At 67.1% G+C, this 17,868-nt stretch carries 15 protein-coding genes and 1 pseudogene; 9 read left to right on the top strand and 7 right to left on the bottom strand.

What is annotated here, in order from left to right:
* Positions 1-81 precede the first annotated feature (81 nt).
* On the top strand, positions 82-2,025 hold the full coding sequence (locus AB0O89_RS12770; protein WP_363498239.1) for a DUF4012 domain-containing protein: 1,944 nt from the start codon (positions 82-84) through the stop codon (positions 2,023-2,025).
* Between the two features lie 58 nt (positions 2,026-2,083).
* On the top strand, positions 2,084-2,221 hold the full coding sequence (locus tag AB0O89_RS12775) for a hypothetical protein (protein ID WP_300594715.1): 138 nt from the start codon (positions 2,084-2,086) through the stop codon (positions 2,219-2,221).
* Between the two features lie 55 nt (positions 2,222-2,276).
* Here AB0O89_RS12775 and AB0O89_RS12780 read toward each other — a convergent pair whose 3' ends face one another.
* On the bottom strand, positions 2,277-2,990 hold the full coding sequence (locus AB0O89_RS12780; protein WP_363498242.1) for an endonuclease/exonuclease/phosphatase family protein: 714 nt from the start codon (positions 2,988-2,990) through the stop codon (positions 2,277-2,279).
* Between the two features lie 193 nt (positions 2,991-3,183).
* Between AB0O89_RS12780 and AB0O89_RS12785 the strand changes: the two genes are divergently transcribed.
* The 3 genes and pseudogenes from AB0O89_RS12785 to AB0O89_RS12795 all read left to right on the top strand — a co-directional run bounded on the left by AB0O89_RS12785 (position 3,184) and on the right by AB0O89_RS12795 (position 5,595).
* Positions 3,184-4,254 carry a glycoside hydrolase family 6 protein gene (locus tag AB0O89_RS12785; RefSeq protein WP_363498245.1) on the top strand — a complete coding sequence of 357 codons (1,071 nt, stop codon included), beginning with the start codon at positions 3,184-3,186 and terminating at the stop codon, positions 4,252-4,254.
* 175 nt (positions 4,255-4,429) lie between these two features.
* Positions 4,430-4,705, top strand: a pseudogene (locus tag AB0O89_RS12790) (response regulator); the annotation flags it as partial.
* A 548-nt stretch (positions 4,706-5,253) separates the two neighbouring features.
* Positions 5,254-5,595, top strand: a complete 342-nt coding sequence (locus tag AB0O89_RS12795; protein WP_363498248.1) for a winged helix-turn-helix domain-containing protein — start codon at positions 5,254-5,256, stop codon at positions 5,593-5,595.
* A 25-nt stretch (positions 5,596-5,620) separates the two neighbouring features.
* On the opposite strand, the gene AB0O89_RS12800 is transcribed toward AB0O89_RS12795, so the two are convergent.
* Positions 5,621-7,270 carry a glycosyltransferase gene (locus AB0O89_RS12800; protein ID WP_363498251.1) on the bottom strand — a complete coding sequence of 550 codons (1,650 nt, stop codon included), beginning with the start codon at positions 7,268-7,270 and terminating at the stop codon, positions 5,621-5,623.
* 161 nt (positions 7,271-7,431) lie between these two features.
* Between AB0O89_RS12800 and AB0O89_RS12805 the strand changes: the two genes are divergently transcribed.
* Positions 7,432-8,529 (top strand): hypothetical protein, encoded by a 1,098-nt coding sequence (locus tag AB0O89_RS12805; RefSeq protein WP_363498254.1) that lies wholly within the window; start codon positions 7,432-7,434, stop codon positions 8,527-8,529.
* Between the two features lie 27 nt (positions 8,530-8,556).
* Here AB0O89_RS12805 and AB0O89_RS12810 read toward each other — a convergent pair whose 3' ends face one another.
* Positions 8,557-9,330: a fructose 1,6-bisphosphatase gene (locus tag AB0O89_RS12810; protein ID WP_363498257.1), complete on the bottom strand. Its 774-nt coding sequence runs from the start codon at positions 9,328-9,330 to the stop codon at positions 8,557-8,559.
* Positions 9,331-9,483: 153 nt separating this feature from the next.
* Here AB0O89_RS12810 and AB0O89_RS12815 point away from each other — a divergent pair, with 153 nt between their 5' ends.
* Positions 9,484-11,118, top strand: a complete 1,635-nt coding sequence (locus AB0O89_RS12815) for a HAMP domain-containing sensor histidine kinase (RefSeq protein WP_363498260.1) — start codon at positions 9,484-9,486, stop codon at positions 11,116-11,118.
* Positions 11,118-12,275 carry a hypothetical protein gene (locus tag AB0O89_RS12820; protein ID WP_363498262.1) on the top strand — a complete coding sequence of 386 codons (1,158 nt, stop codon included), beginning with the start codon at positions 11,118-11,120 and terminating at the stop codon, positions 12,273-12,275. The genes AB0O89_RS12815 and AB0O89_RS12820 overlap by 1 nt, the downstream gene beginning before the upstream one ends.
* A 97-nt stretch (positions 12,276-12,372) precedes the next feature.
* Here AB0O89_RS12820 and AB0O89_RS12825 read toward each other — a convergent pair whose 3' ends face one another.
* Together AB0O89_RS12825 and AB0O89_RS12830 are read right to left on the bottom strand one after the other, a co-directional pair.
* Positions 12,373-13,032, bottom strand: a complete 660-nt coding sequence (locus AB0O89_RS12825) for a hypothetical protein (protein ID WP_363498265.1) — start codon at positions 13,030-13,032, stop codon at positions 12,373-12,375.
* A gap of 73 nt (positions 13,033-13,105) precedes the next feature.
* On the bottom strand, positions 13,106-13,957 hold the full coding sequence (locus tag AB0O89_RS12830) for a tRNA pseudouridine synthase A (RefSeq protein WP_363498268.1): 852 nt from the start codon (positions 13,955-13,957) through the stop codon (positions 13,106-13,108).
* 99 nt (positions 13,958-14,056) lie between these two features.
* Between AB0O89_RS12830 and AB0O89_RS12835 the strand changes: the two genes are divergently transcribed.
* Positions 14,057-16,030, top strand: a complete 1,974-nt coding sequence (locus AB0O89_RS12835; RefSeq protein WP_363498271.1) for an acyltransferase family protein — start codon at positions 14,057-14,059, stop codon at positions 16,028-16,030.
* 24 nt (positions 16,031-16,054) lie between these two features.
* Here AB0O89_RS12835 and AB0O89_RS12840 read toward each other — a convergent pair whose 3' ends face one another.
* Both AB0O89_RS12840 and rplQ read right to left on the bottom strand, forming a co-directional pair.
* Positions 16,055-17,134, bottom strand: coding sequence for a GNAT family N-acetyltransferase (locus AB0O89_RS12840; RefSeq protein WP_363498274.1), 1,080 nt, complete (start codon positions 17,132-17,134; stop codon positions 16,055-16,057).
* A 135-nt stretch (positions 17,135-17,269) separates the two neighbouring features.
* Positions 17,270-17,863: a 50S ribosomal protein L17 gene (gene rplQ / locus AB0O89_RS12845; protein WP_363498277.1), complete on the bottom strand. Its 594-nt coding sequence runs from the start codon at positions 17,861-17,863 to the stop codon at positions 17,270-17,272.
* Between the last annotated feature and the right edge of the window lie 5 nt (positions 17,864-17,868).

Raw genomic sequence — 17,868 nt, forward strand, 5'->3', positions numbered from 1 at the left:
GGCCGGTCATGCGGTTGCCTCTCATCGTGTACTCGGGTACGGACGAATAGGCTTCCGTGAGGACAGGAAGGCATCCGACCCATGACTGACGACGCGGCGACACCCGAGGGCGCGACGCCCGAGGGAATCAGCGATGACGAGATCGCTGCCACGCACGCCGCGGTGGATGCCGAGAAGTCCCGACGTGCGCGGTCGCGCAAGCGTCATCGCCGCGAACGCACAGCCGGCGTCGTGTTCGCGTCGGTCCTCGGCGCCATCCTGATCATCGGTGTGGCGGGGGCCGCGTGGATCGGCATCCGCGGTGCGCTGGCCTACGGTCACGTCGCCGACGCCCAGCGGGCAGCCGCGAGCCTCGCTGACTCCCTCACCGACCCCGCCGCGGCAGCCGAGGTCGTACCGGGCCTCGCCGCCGACACGTCGGCAGCGCGGTCGCTCACGTCTGATCCGGTGTGGGGCGCCGCCGAACACCTTCCGTGGATCGGCCCACAGCTCGCGGCAACAGCGACAGTCATCGCCGCCGTCGATGACGTTGCCGCCACCGCACTCGAACCGCTCGCGCAGGCAGCGTCGAGCTTCTCGCTCGACACACTGCGCCCCGCGGGAGGGGCGTTCGACGTCGCAGCCATTGCAAGCCTCACCGACGTCGCGACCACGGCGACCGACAGCCTGCGGCAGGCATCGGCATCCGTAGGCGCGATCGACTCGACGGAACTGCTGGCGCCGCTTGCCGCGCCCGTCACCGAGGTCCAGGACCTTCTCGCCAGCGGCCTCACAGCCGCTGACGCACTGCGTCGCACCTCGCAGCTCCTCCCCCTCGCCCTCGGCGCAGAAGGCCCCCGCAACTACCTCGTCATGTTCCAGAACAATGCCGAGTGGCGGTCCCTGGGCGGCATCGTCGGAGCAATGGCGATGATCCACACGGATGGCGGCCGCATGGACCTCACCGGGCAGGGCTCGTCGTCGGACTTCACTCGGTACGCCGAGCCCGTTCTGCCGCTCTCGGATGAGATTCTCGGCGTCTTTGTCGACAAGCCCGGCGTCTACATCCAGAACGTCACCCAGATCCCCGACTACACGATCGATGGCCCCCTGGCCCGCGAGATGTGGTTCCGAGAGACGGGTGTGAATGTCGACGGCGTCTTCGCCCTCGATCCCGTCACCCTGTCGTACCTGCTCGAGGCCACCGGTCCCATCACACTCCCGACGGGCGAACAGCTCACGAGCGAGAATGCTGTGCCGCTGCTGCTCAACGAGGTGTACGAACGGTACCCGAACCCCCGCGACCAGGACGCGTTCTTCGCCGCGACCGCCGCGGTCGTCTTCCAGACGATCGCCGACGGCGCGGCCGACCCGGCAACCCTGATCCAAGCTCTCGCCCGCGCCGGGAGCGAACGCCGACTGTTCATGTGGAGCGCCGATCCCACCGAGCAGGCGATCCTCGACGGCGCGACCATCCAGGGCGGGCTTCCCGTCACCGACGACACCCGCACACAGTTCGGGGTGTATCTCAACGACGGCACCGGCTCCAAGATGGACTACTACACCGAGGCCACGACAGCGGTCGGGTGGTGCGATGCGAGCACCGCCTTCACCCAGAATCTGCGGCCCGGAGAGTACCTTCGCGAGGATCCCCTCGCGACGGTCTCTGTCACCCTGCGAAGCACGGCCCCGGCGGATGCCGCGACCAGCCTCCCCGAATACATCACCGGCGGCGGCAACTTCGGTGTGCCCGCCGGAATCACAAGGACCATCGCCTACCTCTACCTGCCGACAGGGTCAGAGGTGGTCTCGAGCGTCGCCGGCGACGACGGGGCCGCGACAGTGTTCGGAACCGGAACCCACGACGGGCGCGACGTGCTGATCTGGGAAACCAACCTCAACCCGGGCGAGACGGCCACCGCGACGATCCAGGTGCGAACGCCGCCCACACCGACGCTCGAAGCGCTCATGACACCGACAATCGGTGGCAGCGGCGTCGTCGCGAGCGGCGGGTGCCCGCTCTCGACATCCGCAGACGAGGGATAACCCTCCTGTAACACGCACGTCACTCGCGCTCGGCTCGATCTAGCTAGGATCGGGCATCATGAGCAGCCCCTACGAACCGCGGGACCCCCGCAAGTCCCGCAACTGGCTGCTCTATTTCGGTGTCGCGCTCCTGGCCTCGGGAGTCGGCGTGCTCGTCTACGCAGCCTTCATGCACTACGCAGCAGCGATCCGCTGACCAGCGCCCGGCGTGAACCGCGCGCCGCGTCAGGCGGCTGTGTCAGGCGCGCGGCTCAGGCCACGCCGCTCGCGGCATCCGTCGACGCCGCGCCCGAAGCCGGCGTCGGTTCAGCCGTCACGAGGATCGGCAGGTGGTCGCTGAGCCCCTGCGGCAGCGTCCGCACGGTATCGATCGTGAAACCGACGGATGTCGCGAAGTCATAGTGCCCGCGAAAGAACCGATACCGCGTATAGGTCCGGGAGTCGCTGAGGTTCAGTTCGTACCCCTGATCACGCACGTGCTGCCCCAGGCGCTCTTTGAACACCGGGTAGTTGTAGTCGCCGACCATGAGCTTCGGAAGGCCCTCACCGAGAGAGTCGAGCTCGGCGAGCGCCGTGCGGATCTGGTGACGACGCAGCGAGTTCAGCGCTGTCAGCGGCGCCGCGTGGAACGAAGCGATGACGATGTCGCTGCCGGCATCGATGTCGTGCAGGCGCACGCCCAGCATCCGCTCTTCAGCGGGCTTGAGCACCCGATCGTGCAGCGACTTCTTCAGCGCGATCGCGCGCACATCAACTGCACGAAACGTGTTCTCGCGGTAGTAGACGGCAAGACCCAGGCGGTTGCGCTGCGTCGAGTCGGCGAGCACGAGGCCCCCGATCTCTTCGGGGATGTCGGTGGTGTCGGCTTCCTGCAGGCAGAGCAGGTCGGCGCCGTGCCGCTCGACGAGCTCTCGCAGCTCGGTTGCTGCACGGTGCTTGCGCAGGTTGTACGAGATGACCTTCATGCCACTCCCCACGATAGAGGCGCACGGATGCCGACCGCGCGCGCTGCGCTGGACATATCCCCAGCGTTTGCGATCTCTTCACCGCACGAGCCTGCGCAGTACCCCTCCGCCAGGCGGGCCGGCCCGCCATTGGACACGGGGCTCACTCCCCCAGCACGGTAGCTGTCGCAGGGCGCTCCGCTAGAGTTTGCTCGTGCCTTCCCGACGCGCCTCCGCGGTGCAAGAACAGCCCCAAACCCCTGCGGTGCGCCCGGAGTCACAGCCGAAGATCCTGCCCGGCTGGGCGATCGCAACGATCGTCGGCGTCGGCGTGCTTCTTGTGGCATCCATCGCAGCGACGGTCTGGATGTTCCTGAACCATTGGGTCCGTGACCTGACCGCGACGGCACCTGCCGTCGGGACGACGATCATCGCACCCGAGGAATCGAAGGCTGCCCTCGCACTGCCTGACCTTCCCGAGGGCACCGACGAGTCCGCGGCTACCGCGTATCTGGCCGCGCAACCCACCGCGTACTGGTTGACCCCCGAGATCGATCCCGTGAGCGAAATCGGCGCCCGGATGACGAATCTGCTGAACGAAGCGCGTACGCAGGGCAGGGCACTGGCGATCGTGGTCTACGGACTTCCCGAGCGCGATTGCAGTGCCGGCCTCTCAGCAGGCGGACTCGACGATGCCGCCTACGCGGAGTGGACACAGATCATCGGGGATGCCCTGCACTCCGCGCCAGACATCCAGAAGACCGTCATTCTCGAACCCGACAGCCTCGCCCTCGCGCCGGAGTGCGGCAACCTCGCCGACCGCACGACACAGCTGAGGGATGCCATCGCCCGACTCGCCTCGACGAACACCTGGATCTACGTGGACGGCGGTCACTCGACCTGGCTGCCCGCGTCGCAGATGGCGGAGCTCATCAACGGCATCGGCATGAACGATGTCATCCGCGGCTTCGCCACGAACGTCTCGAACTACAACGACACCGCTCTCGAGTTCGACTACGCCCACCAGCTCTCCGGTCTCACCGGCGGCCTCCACGCAATCGTGGACACCTCACGCAACGGCGCGGGGTCGAACGGCGAGTGGTGCAACCCGCCGGGGCGGCTCATCGGCGCCCCCGGCGGCACCTACGGCGATGACGTCGTCGACACGAACCTGTGGATCAAACCGCCGGGCGAGAGCGACGGGACTTGCAACGGTGGACCCGTCGCCGGCGCCTGGTGGCCGCAGTCGGCTGTCGAGCTCACCCGCAACGTCACGCTTCCCTGAACACCGGGCTCTGCATGCGTGGGCGACGGCCACGCCGACGAATGACCACCCCCGGCCCCGGCGCGGCTGTGTACGATCGGGGGAGGCGGCCGCGAAAACCTGGGATTGCGCGGGCCGTGCCCCGTCACCCAGACCGACGCGACCACCCAGCCCGACGCGAAAGAGACCACCGAGCATGAGCACTGACGCGGGGGTGAGCAAGACCGCCGTCATCGTCGAGGATGATCCGCAGATTCGGCATATCCTCGCCGAGACCCTCGAGGCTGCCGGATTCTCCACGGTCTCGGTCGGCAACGGCATCGACGGCGTGCGTGCTGTGCTGTCCTACCAGCCGCTGATCACGACACTCGACGTAAACATGCCCGGCATCGACGGGTTCGAAGCGGCTCGCCGCATCCGCGCCCAGAGCGATACCTACATCATCATGCTCACGGGCCTCGAAGACGAGGCCGATGTCGTCCTGGGTCTCGGCGCCGGCGCCGACGAATACATCGTCAAACCGTTCCGCCCCGGGAGCTGCGCGCACGGATCGAAGCGCTGCTGCGGCGCCCCCGCCAGACACCAACCGCCACCCAGCCGCCCGTACAGGCCCCCTCGGGCCCCTCATTCCCGGGCGCACGACCCGCCATCGTCACCCAGCCTGCCGCACCCAGCGTGGCCCACCCGGCGGCGCAGCCGCCGTTCGCCACCATCGATGCAAGCGGAGCCGTTACGCCCGGTGATCCCAGGCAAGCCCCAGCTCAGCACCCGGCGCAGGCTCCGTATCCGGCCGGCCAGCAGCCGGTCCCAGCACCGCCGCAGCCCGCGCCCCCGGCTCAGCACCCGGCCTATCCGCAACCCGCAGACGCCCAACCGTACTATCCCCCGACGCCGCAGACGCCGGTCGACCCCCCGGGCGCCGGCGGCAGCCAGCAGCCTCCCGGATCGCAGCTTGTGGCACGCACACACCCAAGCGCCCCGGTCCCCGGCGCAGGAGGCCACCATCTCGGCCCCCACACCATGGCGCACCGTGACCTCATCCTCGACCCGGACTCACGGATCGTGCTGGTCGGCAATCGTGAGGTGGAACTCACCCGAACGGAGTTCGAGCTGCTGGCGACCCTCATGGAGTCCAAGCGCCGTGTGCGCAGCAAAGCCGATCTGACCCTCGTCCTGCGTGGTGAGTCCTACGTCACGTCGTATTTCGTCGGGGATGCCGACAAGCGTGCGATCGAAGCACACATGACGAACCTGCGCCGCAAGCTCGGCGACGACCCGAACAACCCGCGCTACGTCGAGACCGTACGCGGCGTCGGCTACCGGATGACCGCCGAGAACGTCGCTCCACCGCCGGGCTCGTAGGCCTCCCCGGTCTGGCGCGAGTGCGTCAGACCTTGTAGCCGTACTGCCGGCGGAACAGCTTGAACGCCATGAGCAGCGTCTGAATGACGGTGACGACACCGACGATGGGCCAACCGATCCACAGGATGGACGACTGAACCACCGGGTCCAGCAGGTTCCAGATGAAGGTCATCGCGATCGCCGTAAGCACCAGCAGGATCATGGGCACCCAGTGCCCAAGCGAGAAACCACCGCCGCGCTCGGCCTTGGCCTGCGCCGCCCAGTTATCGACCTTCTTGCGCGAGAGGAACGACGACCACGACCGCAGGAAGTGACCGATGCGGATCCACATGAAGATCTCCGCGGGAAACACCAGTGCCGAGAACAGGATGTCTCGCTGGTTCACGTATTTCATCGTTAGGGCGACACGCAGGTTCAGCAGCGTCGCAACCAACGGCGGAATAAGCCACCACGGCGAGAAGACGAAGGCGTTGATCGACAGGGATGCGGCAAGCAGCGTCAGGAACGCGACACGCACGAAGAGGTTCGTGAGCATGCCGAAGTTCTCGAACCAGCGCAGCCGGAGATTCGGGTGGAAGGGTTGCCCCTTCGTGTCACCGCGCTGACCGGGCCACATGAGCTCGATGGCGCCGTAGGTCCACTTCACCTGCTGGGCGTCGTACCCCTTGAGAGTCGTCATGCCGCCGACGCTGGCCCGCGCGTACGGGCTGATCTTGGTCAGGTAGCCCGCGCTCTTGATCTGCAGTGACAGGAGCGAATCCTCCACCTCACTGTCTTTCACCCATGGCGTGCTCTGGTGGTTGGCGCGCATGACATCGCGCAGCGCCGCCGTTGAGAAGATCGAGAACTGGCCGCCGAGAACCGCCATGTTGCGTCCGCGCAGGAGGTTCTGCAGGTTGAATGCCGCGAACTGCGTGCGCTGACCGGCGATGAGGAACTTGCCGATCAGGCCCTTGATGGGCCGGTCATCGATTGTGTAGATCGCCGAGATCCCGCCGATCCGAGAGTCGCCGACAGCCTCGGTCTCGAGATACTCCACCGCGCGCTCATCAGCGATGGTGTCGCCGTCGACCCCGAGCAGGTAGTCGTAGCCCTCGACGAGGGCGTACCCGTAGTTCAGCGCACCGACCTTCTTGTCGGGGTTCTTGCCGATGTCGTGGATGAAGACCTCGGTGAACTGCTCCCCAAGGTCGGTGACGACCTGGTGCGGACCGGCATACTGCGAAGCGATAGCGACAGTCGCGTCAGTCGTGTTGTTGACCACGACATGGATGACGTCGGGCACGCGCGTCTGGTGCAGCAGTCCCTCAAGGACGCCGGCGATCGACTCTTCCTCGTTGTAGCAGGGGATGACGCATCCGATCGTCGAGCGGTGCACGGAGATGCGCTCGAGCACCGACTCGAACTCGTCAGTGAACTCAGCGTGAGAGGTCTCGACCTGCGCGTTCGGGAACCGAGGGTCGTACTGCGGCTGGCTGTACTGCGGCCGCTCGAAGTGCTGACCAAACGTCGGATCGGCGTACTGCTGGCCATACTGCGGCTCGGCGTACTGCGGCTGCACGTACGTCGACTCTGCATACGTCGGGCTCGTGACAGCCGGGCCGGGGTACTGCCCGATCGCAGGTTGAGTTTGCTGCGGGTACGGAGGAACGTACGGGGCTTCCCAGTGGGACATCAGCACGCTCCTTCCATCAATCCGCGTGCCATCCGAAGTGCTGTAACCACACTGCTACACTCGGCTCAAGCATCCGGTCTGTTGTCGAAGAGCATCACCTCAGGTTTTCCTAAAGAAAGCCTCCGGTGAACACCCGAGGCCCCGAGAAACAGAAGTGCAGAATGAGTGTACTGGAGTTGTCTGCCGTCCTGGCGATCGCGCTCGTGATCGCTGCTCCGGCCCTCGTCCAGTTTCCCGCAACCCCGGTTCCCAACGGTGGCCGCGCTGCGCGCAGGAACTTTCTGCGCTTTGCCGCAGCCGCAGCCCTGAGCGGGGTCGTCGCCGGAATTGCATCCACCCTCGTGCCCGCAAACCCGACGCCGATCATCATCGCTGCGGCCAACGCGGCGCTGGTCGGCGGGCCCGCATACTTCTGGGCGGGCATGCGGCAGCTGCGGGAGAACTCGATGGCCCCCGGCTGGGTCGTTGCGGGGGCCGTCGCTGTGACCTTTGTAACCAGCGCAACGGTCAGCGCTGTCATCGGCGGCCCGACCGATGGCTTCGTCCTGCGGCTGATCCTCGTAGCTGTGGGGTGCGCGGGCGTCGCGGTCGAAGCGTTCCGCCAGCCGGCACGAACCATCGCACCCTTCCGGCTGATCGGAGTCATCTTTGCGATCTACGCCGCGTACTCGGCGATCCGCACTGTGATGTTTTTCGCGGTCGGTGAGAGCGCTCCCACCTTCCAAGCGCTCTTTTCGCCCCTCACGGCATCCGTCCTGAGCATCCTGCTCGTGACGGCACTGTGCGTAGCAGTGTGGTGGAGCGATCGCGCACTGGAGACTCGCGCCCGCCAGATCGAGTACATCATCAAAGCACTGCGCTCAGATATCGCGTCCCACGGCGCCGTGACGGTCTATGTCGTCGAGGTACCCGACCTCGCCCTCATCCGCGCAGCCTTCGGTGGGCCGGCAGCAGCAGCGGTCGATCGCGCAGCATCCATGGCGCTTCATGAGTTGTTGCCCGATGCCGCCCACCGTGGTCGGGTCGGTCGCCACGTCGTCGCGGTGCCTGGTGACCAGCGCATCGAGCACCTGGATGACGTGGTCAAGGCCGCCACCGCGAGGGCCGTGCCGAACCTCGACTATCGCGAAGCGATCGAGATCCGCGTGACGCGCTACACACTGCACTCCGACGAGGAACTCGCCGCGGTGTGGCCCGATGCAGCGCCACCCAGCACCAGCGACCTCAACACCAGTCCGGCAGGCGGCGCGGTCGCCTGACCAGCCACACGCGGCGCGGTGGCCCGATCAGCCCTGGGGTGCTGTCGTCGGCTGGTTGGACACGATGTTCAGCGTGCCCTGATCGTTGTAGATCGCGATCGGCAGGTACTGGTAGATCGTCTGCTGCGCGAACGAGGCGTCGTCGTTTGCCGTGCCCTCGACGTAGATACCGAACGAGAACTGCAGTGTGATGCCGTAGGTGTCGGCCGGCAGCATGAAGATCGTGGTCTCGGGAACGAGCAGTCCGCCCTGATAGCTGTTGAGCAACAGCCCGCGGTCAGAGCGCAGCGTGTCCGGTGGCACCAGCGTCCGCGGGTCGGCGGCGAACTGGAACGGCTGCTGCACCATCCCCGAGGTCTGTGCAGTCTGCGACGTGATCGAGATCGACGAAACATAGACGCGGCGCTTCTGCGCCAGAACCGCCTTGTCATCGACGCGACGGTCGTACGCATTGATCGCGAACCCGAACACCTTCTCGTTGTTCGGCGTCCACTCGCGTGTGCGCTTCGGGTCAGCTGCCCACACATCAAGCACGACTTCGAGGTCGGATGCGACATCCGTGGTCAACGAGACCGACCCGTCGTACGAGAACAGTGAGTCGAAGTCCATCGCGGCAGTCGTCGAGACCGGCTGCGGCACCGGCGTCGCCGTCGATGCGGCACCGGGCGCTTCACCCTGAATCGAATCGAACGCTTCGGCGATCTGCTGGCATCCGGTCAAGGACGAGGCGCCCAAAGCCAGTGCGGCAGCACCGAGCACGACGCGGCGTACGGCACGCGACGGTTGCGGGGCGGTGGCCATGGTTTCTCCTTGAGCGGGCCGACGTGCAGGGCATCGCAGGCTGATTTTCCGCGGTTATCTCGGGCTCATGGCGGGTTCCACAAGCCGGATGCGCTGGAAGTATACGATACGAACAAAGGCCTGAACTCAACGCTGCCTAAGGGGGAGCACAAGGTGAGCGCAAGAGACGCGCAATTCCGCGACGTCGACGGCGCGACAATGCGAGTGAGGTCGATCTGGCTCACGCAGCTCTCCCTCGGCGTCTCGATCATCATCATCTCCGTCGTATCGCTCGGCTACGAGCCGGAACTGTTCGAGTCGTGGCTCATGCTCACCGGTGTGGCCATCATCATCGCTGCCACCGCGGTAACCCTTGTCATGCCCTGGGCCCCCGCACCACGGTGGGCGCCGCTGATCATCCCGTTTGCCGATATCGTCGCCGTCGGGTTCATGGCGGCATCCTCGATCCTGCCCCTCGGGTTCTTCTGGGTCTTCCCGATCATGTGGATCGGGCTGCACTTCACGCGCTGGGCCCTCGCTGCCGCCGTCGCCACAATCGCCGGTTCCCTTCTGATCGAAGCTGCCACCTCCACCGAACCACCCGGGGCCGTCGAACTGTTCACGGTGCTCCTGGGAGTCACGTTCCTGGGTGTCACGGCGAACATCACGATGCGTCAGACACGGGCGTTCAAGCGGTTGCTTCTCGGCCAGACGCGGCGCCTGGAGACCACGCTCGAGCGGGTGTCGGCTGCCGAGCGCAGCACGATCGAGTTGATCAACGGCGTCGATGTGGGCATCCTGCGCTTCGCCCGTGACGGATCACTGCTCGCCGCCAACACCACCTACGCGCGCCTCTACGGCACCAGCCCCGACGATCCGAACTCTCCGCCCACCTCCGTCGAATATGCATCCCTGCAGGGGACGGCGATCCCTGCCTCGGAGCGAACGTTCGCGCGTGCGCAGCGTGGCGAGATCTTCGAGGACGCACGGGTCTGGATCTTCGACGCCGAAGGAGCCTGGCGGGCACTCTCGGTGACAACCATGCGGCTGACCTCGTCAGCCGACGACTCTGCATCGACGATGCTCGTCGCCCACGACATCACCGCCGTCACCGAGGCCGAGCGCGAGCGCGAGCGGATCGCGGCGGTCGCGTCTCACGAACTGCGCCATCCCCTGACCGTCATCATCGGCCACGCCGACCTTGCCCTCGAAGAAGAGGACGAGCTGACCCCGAAGATCCGGGACCACCTCGAGACGATCCTCTCCGCCAGTGAACGGATGCTCGGAATCGCCTCGACGATGCTGCAGCGCTCGCGCAGCGGATTCACCCCCACCCAGGACCGCCGCTCGTTCGACCTCGTCCCGATGCTGACCGCCGTCGGCGAGGCTTTCGCTGCGACGGCACGAGAACAGAGCGTGGCGCTGCAAACCGACCTCCCGGCCCACCTGCGGATGGATGGCGACGTGTTCCGCCTCCGCCAGGTCCTCGACAACGTCGTCAGCAACGCCGTGAAGTACACGCCAGCCGGCGGATCGGTGAAGATCTCGGCGTCGCTGGACGACGACACCGCCGTGATCGTGGTCGCTGACACGGGCATCGGCATCGCATCCGAAGATCTTGAGCACGTATTCGACCCCCTGTTTCGCAGCACGCGCGCCCAGGAACACGCGCCCGGCACCGGTCTTGGTCTCGGCATCGCGCGCGAGATCGTGACTGCCCACGGCGGCACCCTCACGATGACGAGTGAACTCGGACACGGCACGACGGTCACTCTTCGTCTCCCCCGGTCGGTCACTTCGGAGTCGTGATGATCTTTCCTGCACCTGGTGAGCTGCCCTGGCCCGACCTCGGCGGCGCGAACATCGGTATCGCCCACGCGACGATCGCGACCCTCGGCACCATCCTCTTCGTCGGGCTGGCGTTTCTCGCGCGGCCCCGCCGCTCCACACTGCTGTGGTCGCTGGCGTTCATGGGAATCATGGTGGCCTGCTACGGCTATCTCGCTGCGACCGCCGCCGAGTCCGAGGAACTGCGGCGAGGTTCGATGGGGCTGTTGATGGGCGCCCCGGCGCTCCTGTGGTCGGGGCTGCGGGCCCACCGCAAGGTTCGAACGTACGCGTGGGTCAGCGCCATCGTCGCCGCAGGGTCGATCCTCGCGCTCCTCGCGCCGGGTGATTCTGCCTGGTTCGGCTTCGCCTACCGCGTCGTGTTTTTCATCTCCTCCATCTTCGGCGTGCTGTTCCTCCTCGAGTGGCGGCGCATCCCGGAGCGGTCCGAGCGCCTGCTGTGGCCGATCGTCATCTCCTCGGCGGTCTACGCGCTCGCTGGCGTCACGGTGCTTATCGGCGCCCTGTTCACCCCGCTGTCCACATCGGAGGCCTTCGCATCGACACGCATCTTCAACTCGATCGGGATGCTCGTTTACATGGTCTGCGCGCTCGTGTCACTGGTGCCACTCGTGACCCCCGGGACGCAGGCGATCGAGTCCGGGGCGCCACAGAGCGACTGGGGTCGGTTCGTGGGAACAGCCCGCGAGCGTCTGGAACGCGCAGCCGCGCGGGATGCCAGCAGGTGGGCGCTGCTACGCATCGAACTCGACGACGCTGAAGATCTGCAAGCTGCGGGAGGGCCTGCCATCTTCGGTCGACTCATCCGCGAGATCCAGTCCCGTGTCATCGCTGTTTTCCCCACGGATGCCGACATCGCGATCGCTCCCGACAGTGCTGTCATCGTGCTGATATCGCGTCCCGAGGCAGTCATCCGAGAGCTCGTGCGCGACGTTCTCCAACGAATCGCCGTGCGCGACCCGGCTGCTCCGATCACGGTCACGACCTCGGCCAGCGTCGGATGGGCGAGCGTTGCGACATCGGGATATGACCTTGACGCCCTGCTTGCCACCACGGCCGAAGCTGCAGCGGCGGCCCGGGCACAGGGCGGCGACCGCTGGGAGCGTGTCACCGCCTGACCGGCTGCTGGAACCGCTACTGCTGCGCGATGGCGATCGTTAGCGGCCGCGCGAGAGCGCGACCAAGAAGACGCCGCTCTGGTGAGCCGCGCGATGGCTACTGCTGCGCGATAGCTATCGTCAGCGTGTCGGATGCCGTCTGCTTCGCGTACTCGTTCGAGGTCGGCGTCGTTTGCACGAGGAAGTCGTACGTGAACTGAACCGTCACCGAGATTGCGTTCGATGGCACCGGACCGACAGTGAAATTCTGGGAGTAGCTGTAGGGCGAGAGCACGAGATAGCCGGGGTTGACGCTCGCGGCATCCACCTGCGGATCCAGCGGGGCGAGATCTCCGGTGTCGCTCTGCGGCACGGCGACCATCGTCGCCCGCTGCAAGTAGACCTTCTGACCGTCGTTGGGTTCCACCGTTGTGATCAGCGACAGGCTGATGGGTTTGAGCGCATCGGCAGTCCACTTGTCCATCGACAGCGTCGACCAGTAGTCGACGGTGGCCTTCACGGCGCCGGCCTGGAGGTCTCGCTGCGTCGAGCCGCTGGAGAGGTCGTTCTTCACCGGTGGGGCAACGGTCTGGCGGGTGAACGTGGGAGTTGGACTCGAGGTCTCATAGCCCCAGTTGTTCCACGGCGCTGGCCCGCATCCGGCGAGCGCTACCGGCAGAGCGAGCAAACCGGCGATCACACCAGCCCGCGCGAAGCGGTGCACCTGTCGACCATCACGGATGCCGACGCTCGCGTCATTGCGACCAACGGCTTTCATCTCCATCCCCCTCGGGATCACCAACCTCGCCCCGGTGAGGGGTGGGATCAGTCTACGCATCCGGGGCGCCGCCCTAGTCGGTGTCGAGGTCCCGCCGCGCGCGAGTCTGCGACGCGCGCTGCGCGAGCAGGTCATCGGCTGGGTATCCGACCTCGGCGAGGGTGAGCCCGCGGGCAGCCAGGACCTTGACCTCGGGAACACGGACGAGTTCGTCTCGGATGCGCACGAGATCGTCGACGTTGAGCCGCCCCTGACCGACCGCAACGCATCCGCCCACCAGTGCACGCACCATGCTGTGGCAGAACGCATCAGCTCGAACCGTGGCGACCAGCACGCCGGATGCCTCGCGCACCCACCCGAAATCGAGCAGTGTGCGAATCGTCGTCGCTTCCTCCCGCGGCTTGCAGTACGCGGCGAAGTCGTGTAACCCCCGCAGGGCGCCGGCGGCAGCATCCATCGCCGCAACATCGAGCTCGCCGCGCACGACGGTGGTGCGGTGACGTTCCAGGGGGTCGTAGGGAACCGCATCGTCGGCAACCCGGTACTCGTAGCGGCGCCACACCGCCGAGAACCGGGCATCGAATCCGGCCGGCGCGATCGAGGTGCGGGTCACTGCCGCGTCGGCGTAGGCGCCGAGCACGCCCCGGATGCGGCGGGCCAGCGCCGCGACGCCGTCGTCACCCTCGCTGCGGCGACGCGTGGATGCGAGCCGTGCGGCCTGCCCGTCGTCGAGATCCAGGTGAGCAACTTGGCCGCTCGCGTGCACCCCGGCATCCGTTCGACCCGCTACGACCAGCCGGGGATCTCCCCCGAGCACGCGCGACATCGCGCCCTCGATGGTCCCCTGGACGGTCCGCTGATGCGGCTGCCTGGCCCACCCGCGAAAGTGCGAGCCGTCATAGGAAATGTCGAGCCGGATGCGCACGTCTTCAGCCTAATCAGCACCCGGCGCAGCCCCAGGGAACGCCCCCCGCCCGGACGTAGACTGGGGTGCCCGAACCCGCACCACCCCACAGAGCCGCTGATGTCCAGCCCCCTCCCGACCGACCGCCACGGTGCCAGCTCCGCCTCCAGACTTCCTGGCCTGGATGGACTGCGTGCACTCGCCGTCGTCCTCGTCGTCGTCTACCACCTGTTCCCGCAGTGGTGGTTCGTCGGCGGGTTCATCGGCGTGGATGTCTTTTTCGTGATCAGTGGCTTCCTGATCACGTCCCTCCTCCTTCGCGAGCGAGACGCGGCCGGCCGGATCAGCCTTGTCGGATTCTGGCGACGGCGGGCACGGCGCCTCCTGCCGGCCCTGGTTCTGCTGCTGTTGGTGTGCTCGAGCGCCGCGTGGGTCATCGGCGGTGATGTTCTCGTCCGGTTGGGCGCCCAGATCGCCGGCGCCCTCACCTTCAGCTACAACTGGGTCGCGATCGTCATCGGCGAGGGATACTTCGGCGGCACCACGCCGGAGCTCTTCCGCAACTTGTGGTCGCTCGGCATCGAAGAGCAGTTCTACGTGCTCTGGCCCCTGCTACTCCCCCTTATCCTGTTGCTGCCGCGCGCGTGGGCACGGGTAGCGGCGGCGATCATGTTGGCAGCAGCATCCGCCGTGTGGATGGGCGAAATCGTGGCTTCGACGGGCAACGTCAGTCGCGCGTACTACGGCACCGACTCGCACGCTTTCGGCATCCTTCTCGGCGTTGCACTCGCGTTCGGGCTGCACCGCGCCCTGGCTGCGCCTGCGCTCTGGATGCAACGCGCGACGGTCCGCCGCGGCGCCACGGTCCTCGGGGCAGCTGCCGTTGTCGGGCTCATCGGGCTGTCCCTTCTCGCACCCACCGACTCCGTCCTCACCTTTCCCGTGACCATCGCCGCCGCAAGCGCCCTGGCCGGAATCACGATCGTTGCCGCTGTGTGGCCCCACGCGCGGCTCGGCGGCGCTCTCGATGCCCGCCCACTGCGGTGGATCGGCGAGCGATCGTACGGCCTGTACCTCTGGCACTGGCCCCTGCTCGTCCTGCTGGTCGCCGCGGTACAGGGCACCGCACCGGAGGCGGGAGTACCGGTGTGGGTGGGCCTTGCGACGCTGGCACTGACGGTCGTCATCGCGGAGGCCTCCTACCGATTCCTCGAAACACCGGTGCGACGCCTCGGCTTCCGCGGCACCTGGCGTGCGGCACGGGCCAAGGTCGGTGTCGACGCCGGGGCCTTGTGGGGAACCGTCGTCGGGGGCCTAGCCACAGCCGCCCTCGTGTGCGCGACGGTAGCCGGCGCTGTCAATGGAGCGAGCGTGTCATCTGGTGAAGCAGTGGTCGCTGAAGGCCAGGCAGCCGTCGATGCGGCATCCGCGAGCCCGACACCGTCGACGGATGCCCGACCTCAACCGGATGAGCCTGCGCCGGCCGGCTCCCTCGCTGACGGCGCCATCCGTCCGCCCGCGCCGTCGCCGACGCCGATCTCCGGTGACCAGGTGACCGCCGTCGGCGATTCGGTCATGCTCGCGGCCGCACCCTCGCTGTATGCGGAACTTCCCGGCATCCGGGTGGATGCCGCAGTCTCACGGTCATCGTGGGCGGGGCCCGGCATCCTCGATCAGTTCGCCGCTGCCGGGCAGCTGGGCCGTTATGTCGTCATCGCCCTCGGCACGAACGGCCCGATCAGCAACGACGCCTATGAACGGATGGCTGCCACCGCCGGACCTGACAGAACCCTCGTGCTCGTGAACGCCTACGCGCCGCGGGATTGGATACCGGGCGTGAACAGCGACATCACGGCGTTTGCGGCAAGCCATCCGGGCACGATGATCGCCGACTGGGCCAGCGCCATCGACCCACACGTGGACTACCTGGCTGGCGACCGCATCCATCCCGGCACCTCCGGTGGCAAGATCTACGCCGATACAGTGCTCGCCGCGATCCGTCAGTCCGAGAACCAGCGCGCGATCGACGAATACGTCACCGAGACGCGCGCCTACCGCGAAGCTACCCGCGGGGACGCTCGGATCGCCCAATAGGTCGTCGCGCGGGGCTCGTAACCATCAGAACCGGGCGACCATGGCGACCTCGCGGTCGGTCGCCTCGAACCCGAGCCTGCCATACAGGCTGTTCGCGCCCGTCGGGCTCTCGGTGTCGACGTCGAGGTTCACCTTCTCGAGTCCCGCATCCCGCGCCGCCGTCAGCAGGGCCGTGATCACCGCCGGCGCAAGGCGCCTGCCGCGATAGTCGCGAACCACCCCGATCAGCGCGATGTAGGCCGACGTATAGCCCTGTACCTCCCAGTCATCCTCGTTCACGGTGGCCAGAGCCATCGCCACCACGCGGTCCCCGTCGACGACAATGCGCGAGAGGTCATCGCGGAACTGCGGACCACCGACGAATCGCGCCCACCGCTCCGGCGGCGTCTCCAGGCTCCCCCAGTGGTCACGGAACGCGTCGTTGCGCGCCACGCGCGTGGGATCCCGCCACTGCGGACCGAAGGTCTCGATCCGCAGGCTCGGGGATCCGGCATCCAGCGGCACATCGGGGATGGGTACAGACAGGTCGCGAAGCATGGTCGTGAACCACCGCTCCTCGGGCAACCCTCGCCGCGCGCCCAACGCCCGAGCATCAGCGTCGTGCTCGTACGCATGAAGGAAGATCGCACCGGGGAGTGCGGCATCCGTCTGCGCGAGTTCGGTCTGGGCGCTCTCGTACTCCCAGCGCAGCACCTCGGCGCCGATGCCGCGGCGGCGCCACCGCGGGTGCACCATGCCGGTGCAATAGACGTACACGTGCTTGTCCTGCGACGGATGCACGAGGATGCCGGCCATAGCGACGAGGTCACCGTCGCCGGTGAAACCCAATCGCGTATGACGCTCGGGGTCGATGTGCGAAAGCTCGAAGATCTCCTCGACGTCCTCGCGCGGCGTCAACCACGTCGGATGGTCAACCCGGTCGCAGGCGTCGACCAGGGCCACCATCGCGTCGAGATCCGCTCGTGTCGCGGGGCGCCAGGTGGCGACATCCGGATGCCGGATCTCAGCGACCGTCTCGGGCGCTCCGACGCGCTCCGACAACGGCCGCACATCGGTCGGCGCGGCGTTCTCAGGAATCGGCGCAGGCATGGTGCTCTCGTTCACCGTCCCACCCTACGCACGCGCTCCACACACGTGAAACACCGCATCCTCGGTGAGACTGGCCCTAACACGGGGTGTCTCATCGAGGATGCGGTGTGTGATCCATCTGCGCTACGAATACAGCGCAGGTGGGAGGTGTTACTTGGCGTCGTCCTCGGCGGGAGCGTCGACGACAGCATCCTCGGCGGCGGCCTCAGCTGCAGCGCCCTCCTCGGGCGACTCGGCCCCGGCCTCAGCGGCGGCGTCGGTGGACTCTTCCTCGACCTCGGCGGCGGGAGCCTCGGCGGCGGGAGCCTCCTCAGCGGGAGCCTCCTCCGCAGCGGGCGCAGCGGCAGCCGGAGCAGCCTTCTTCGCCGACTTCGGCTTCGGGTTCACGGGCTCCAGAACGAGCTCGATGACCGCCATCGGGGCGTTGTCACCCTTGCGGTTGCCGACCTTCGTGATGCGGGTGTAGCCACCCTCACGCTCGGCGACCAGCGGCGCGATCTCGGCGAACAGGATGTGCACGACTTCCTTGTCACCGATGACCGAGAGCACCCGGCGACGGGCGTGCAGGTCACCGCGCTTGGCGAAGGTGATCAGGCGCTCGGCGAGGGGACGCAGGCGCTTGGCCTTGGTCTCGGTCGTCTTGATCGACTTGTGCGTGAACAGAGCCGCGGCGAGGTTCGCGAGCAGCAGGCGTTCGTGGGCGGGGCCGCCTCCGAGGCGGGGACCCTTGGTGGGCTTGGGCATGTCAG

Origin of the sequence: Microbacterium sp. NPDC076895 (assembly GCF_040687115.1) — a bacterium.
In the GTDB taxonomy this organism is placed as follows: Bacteria; Actinomycetota; Actinomycetes; order Actinomycetales; family Microbacteriaceae; genus Microbacterium.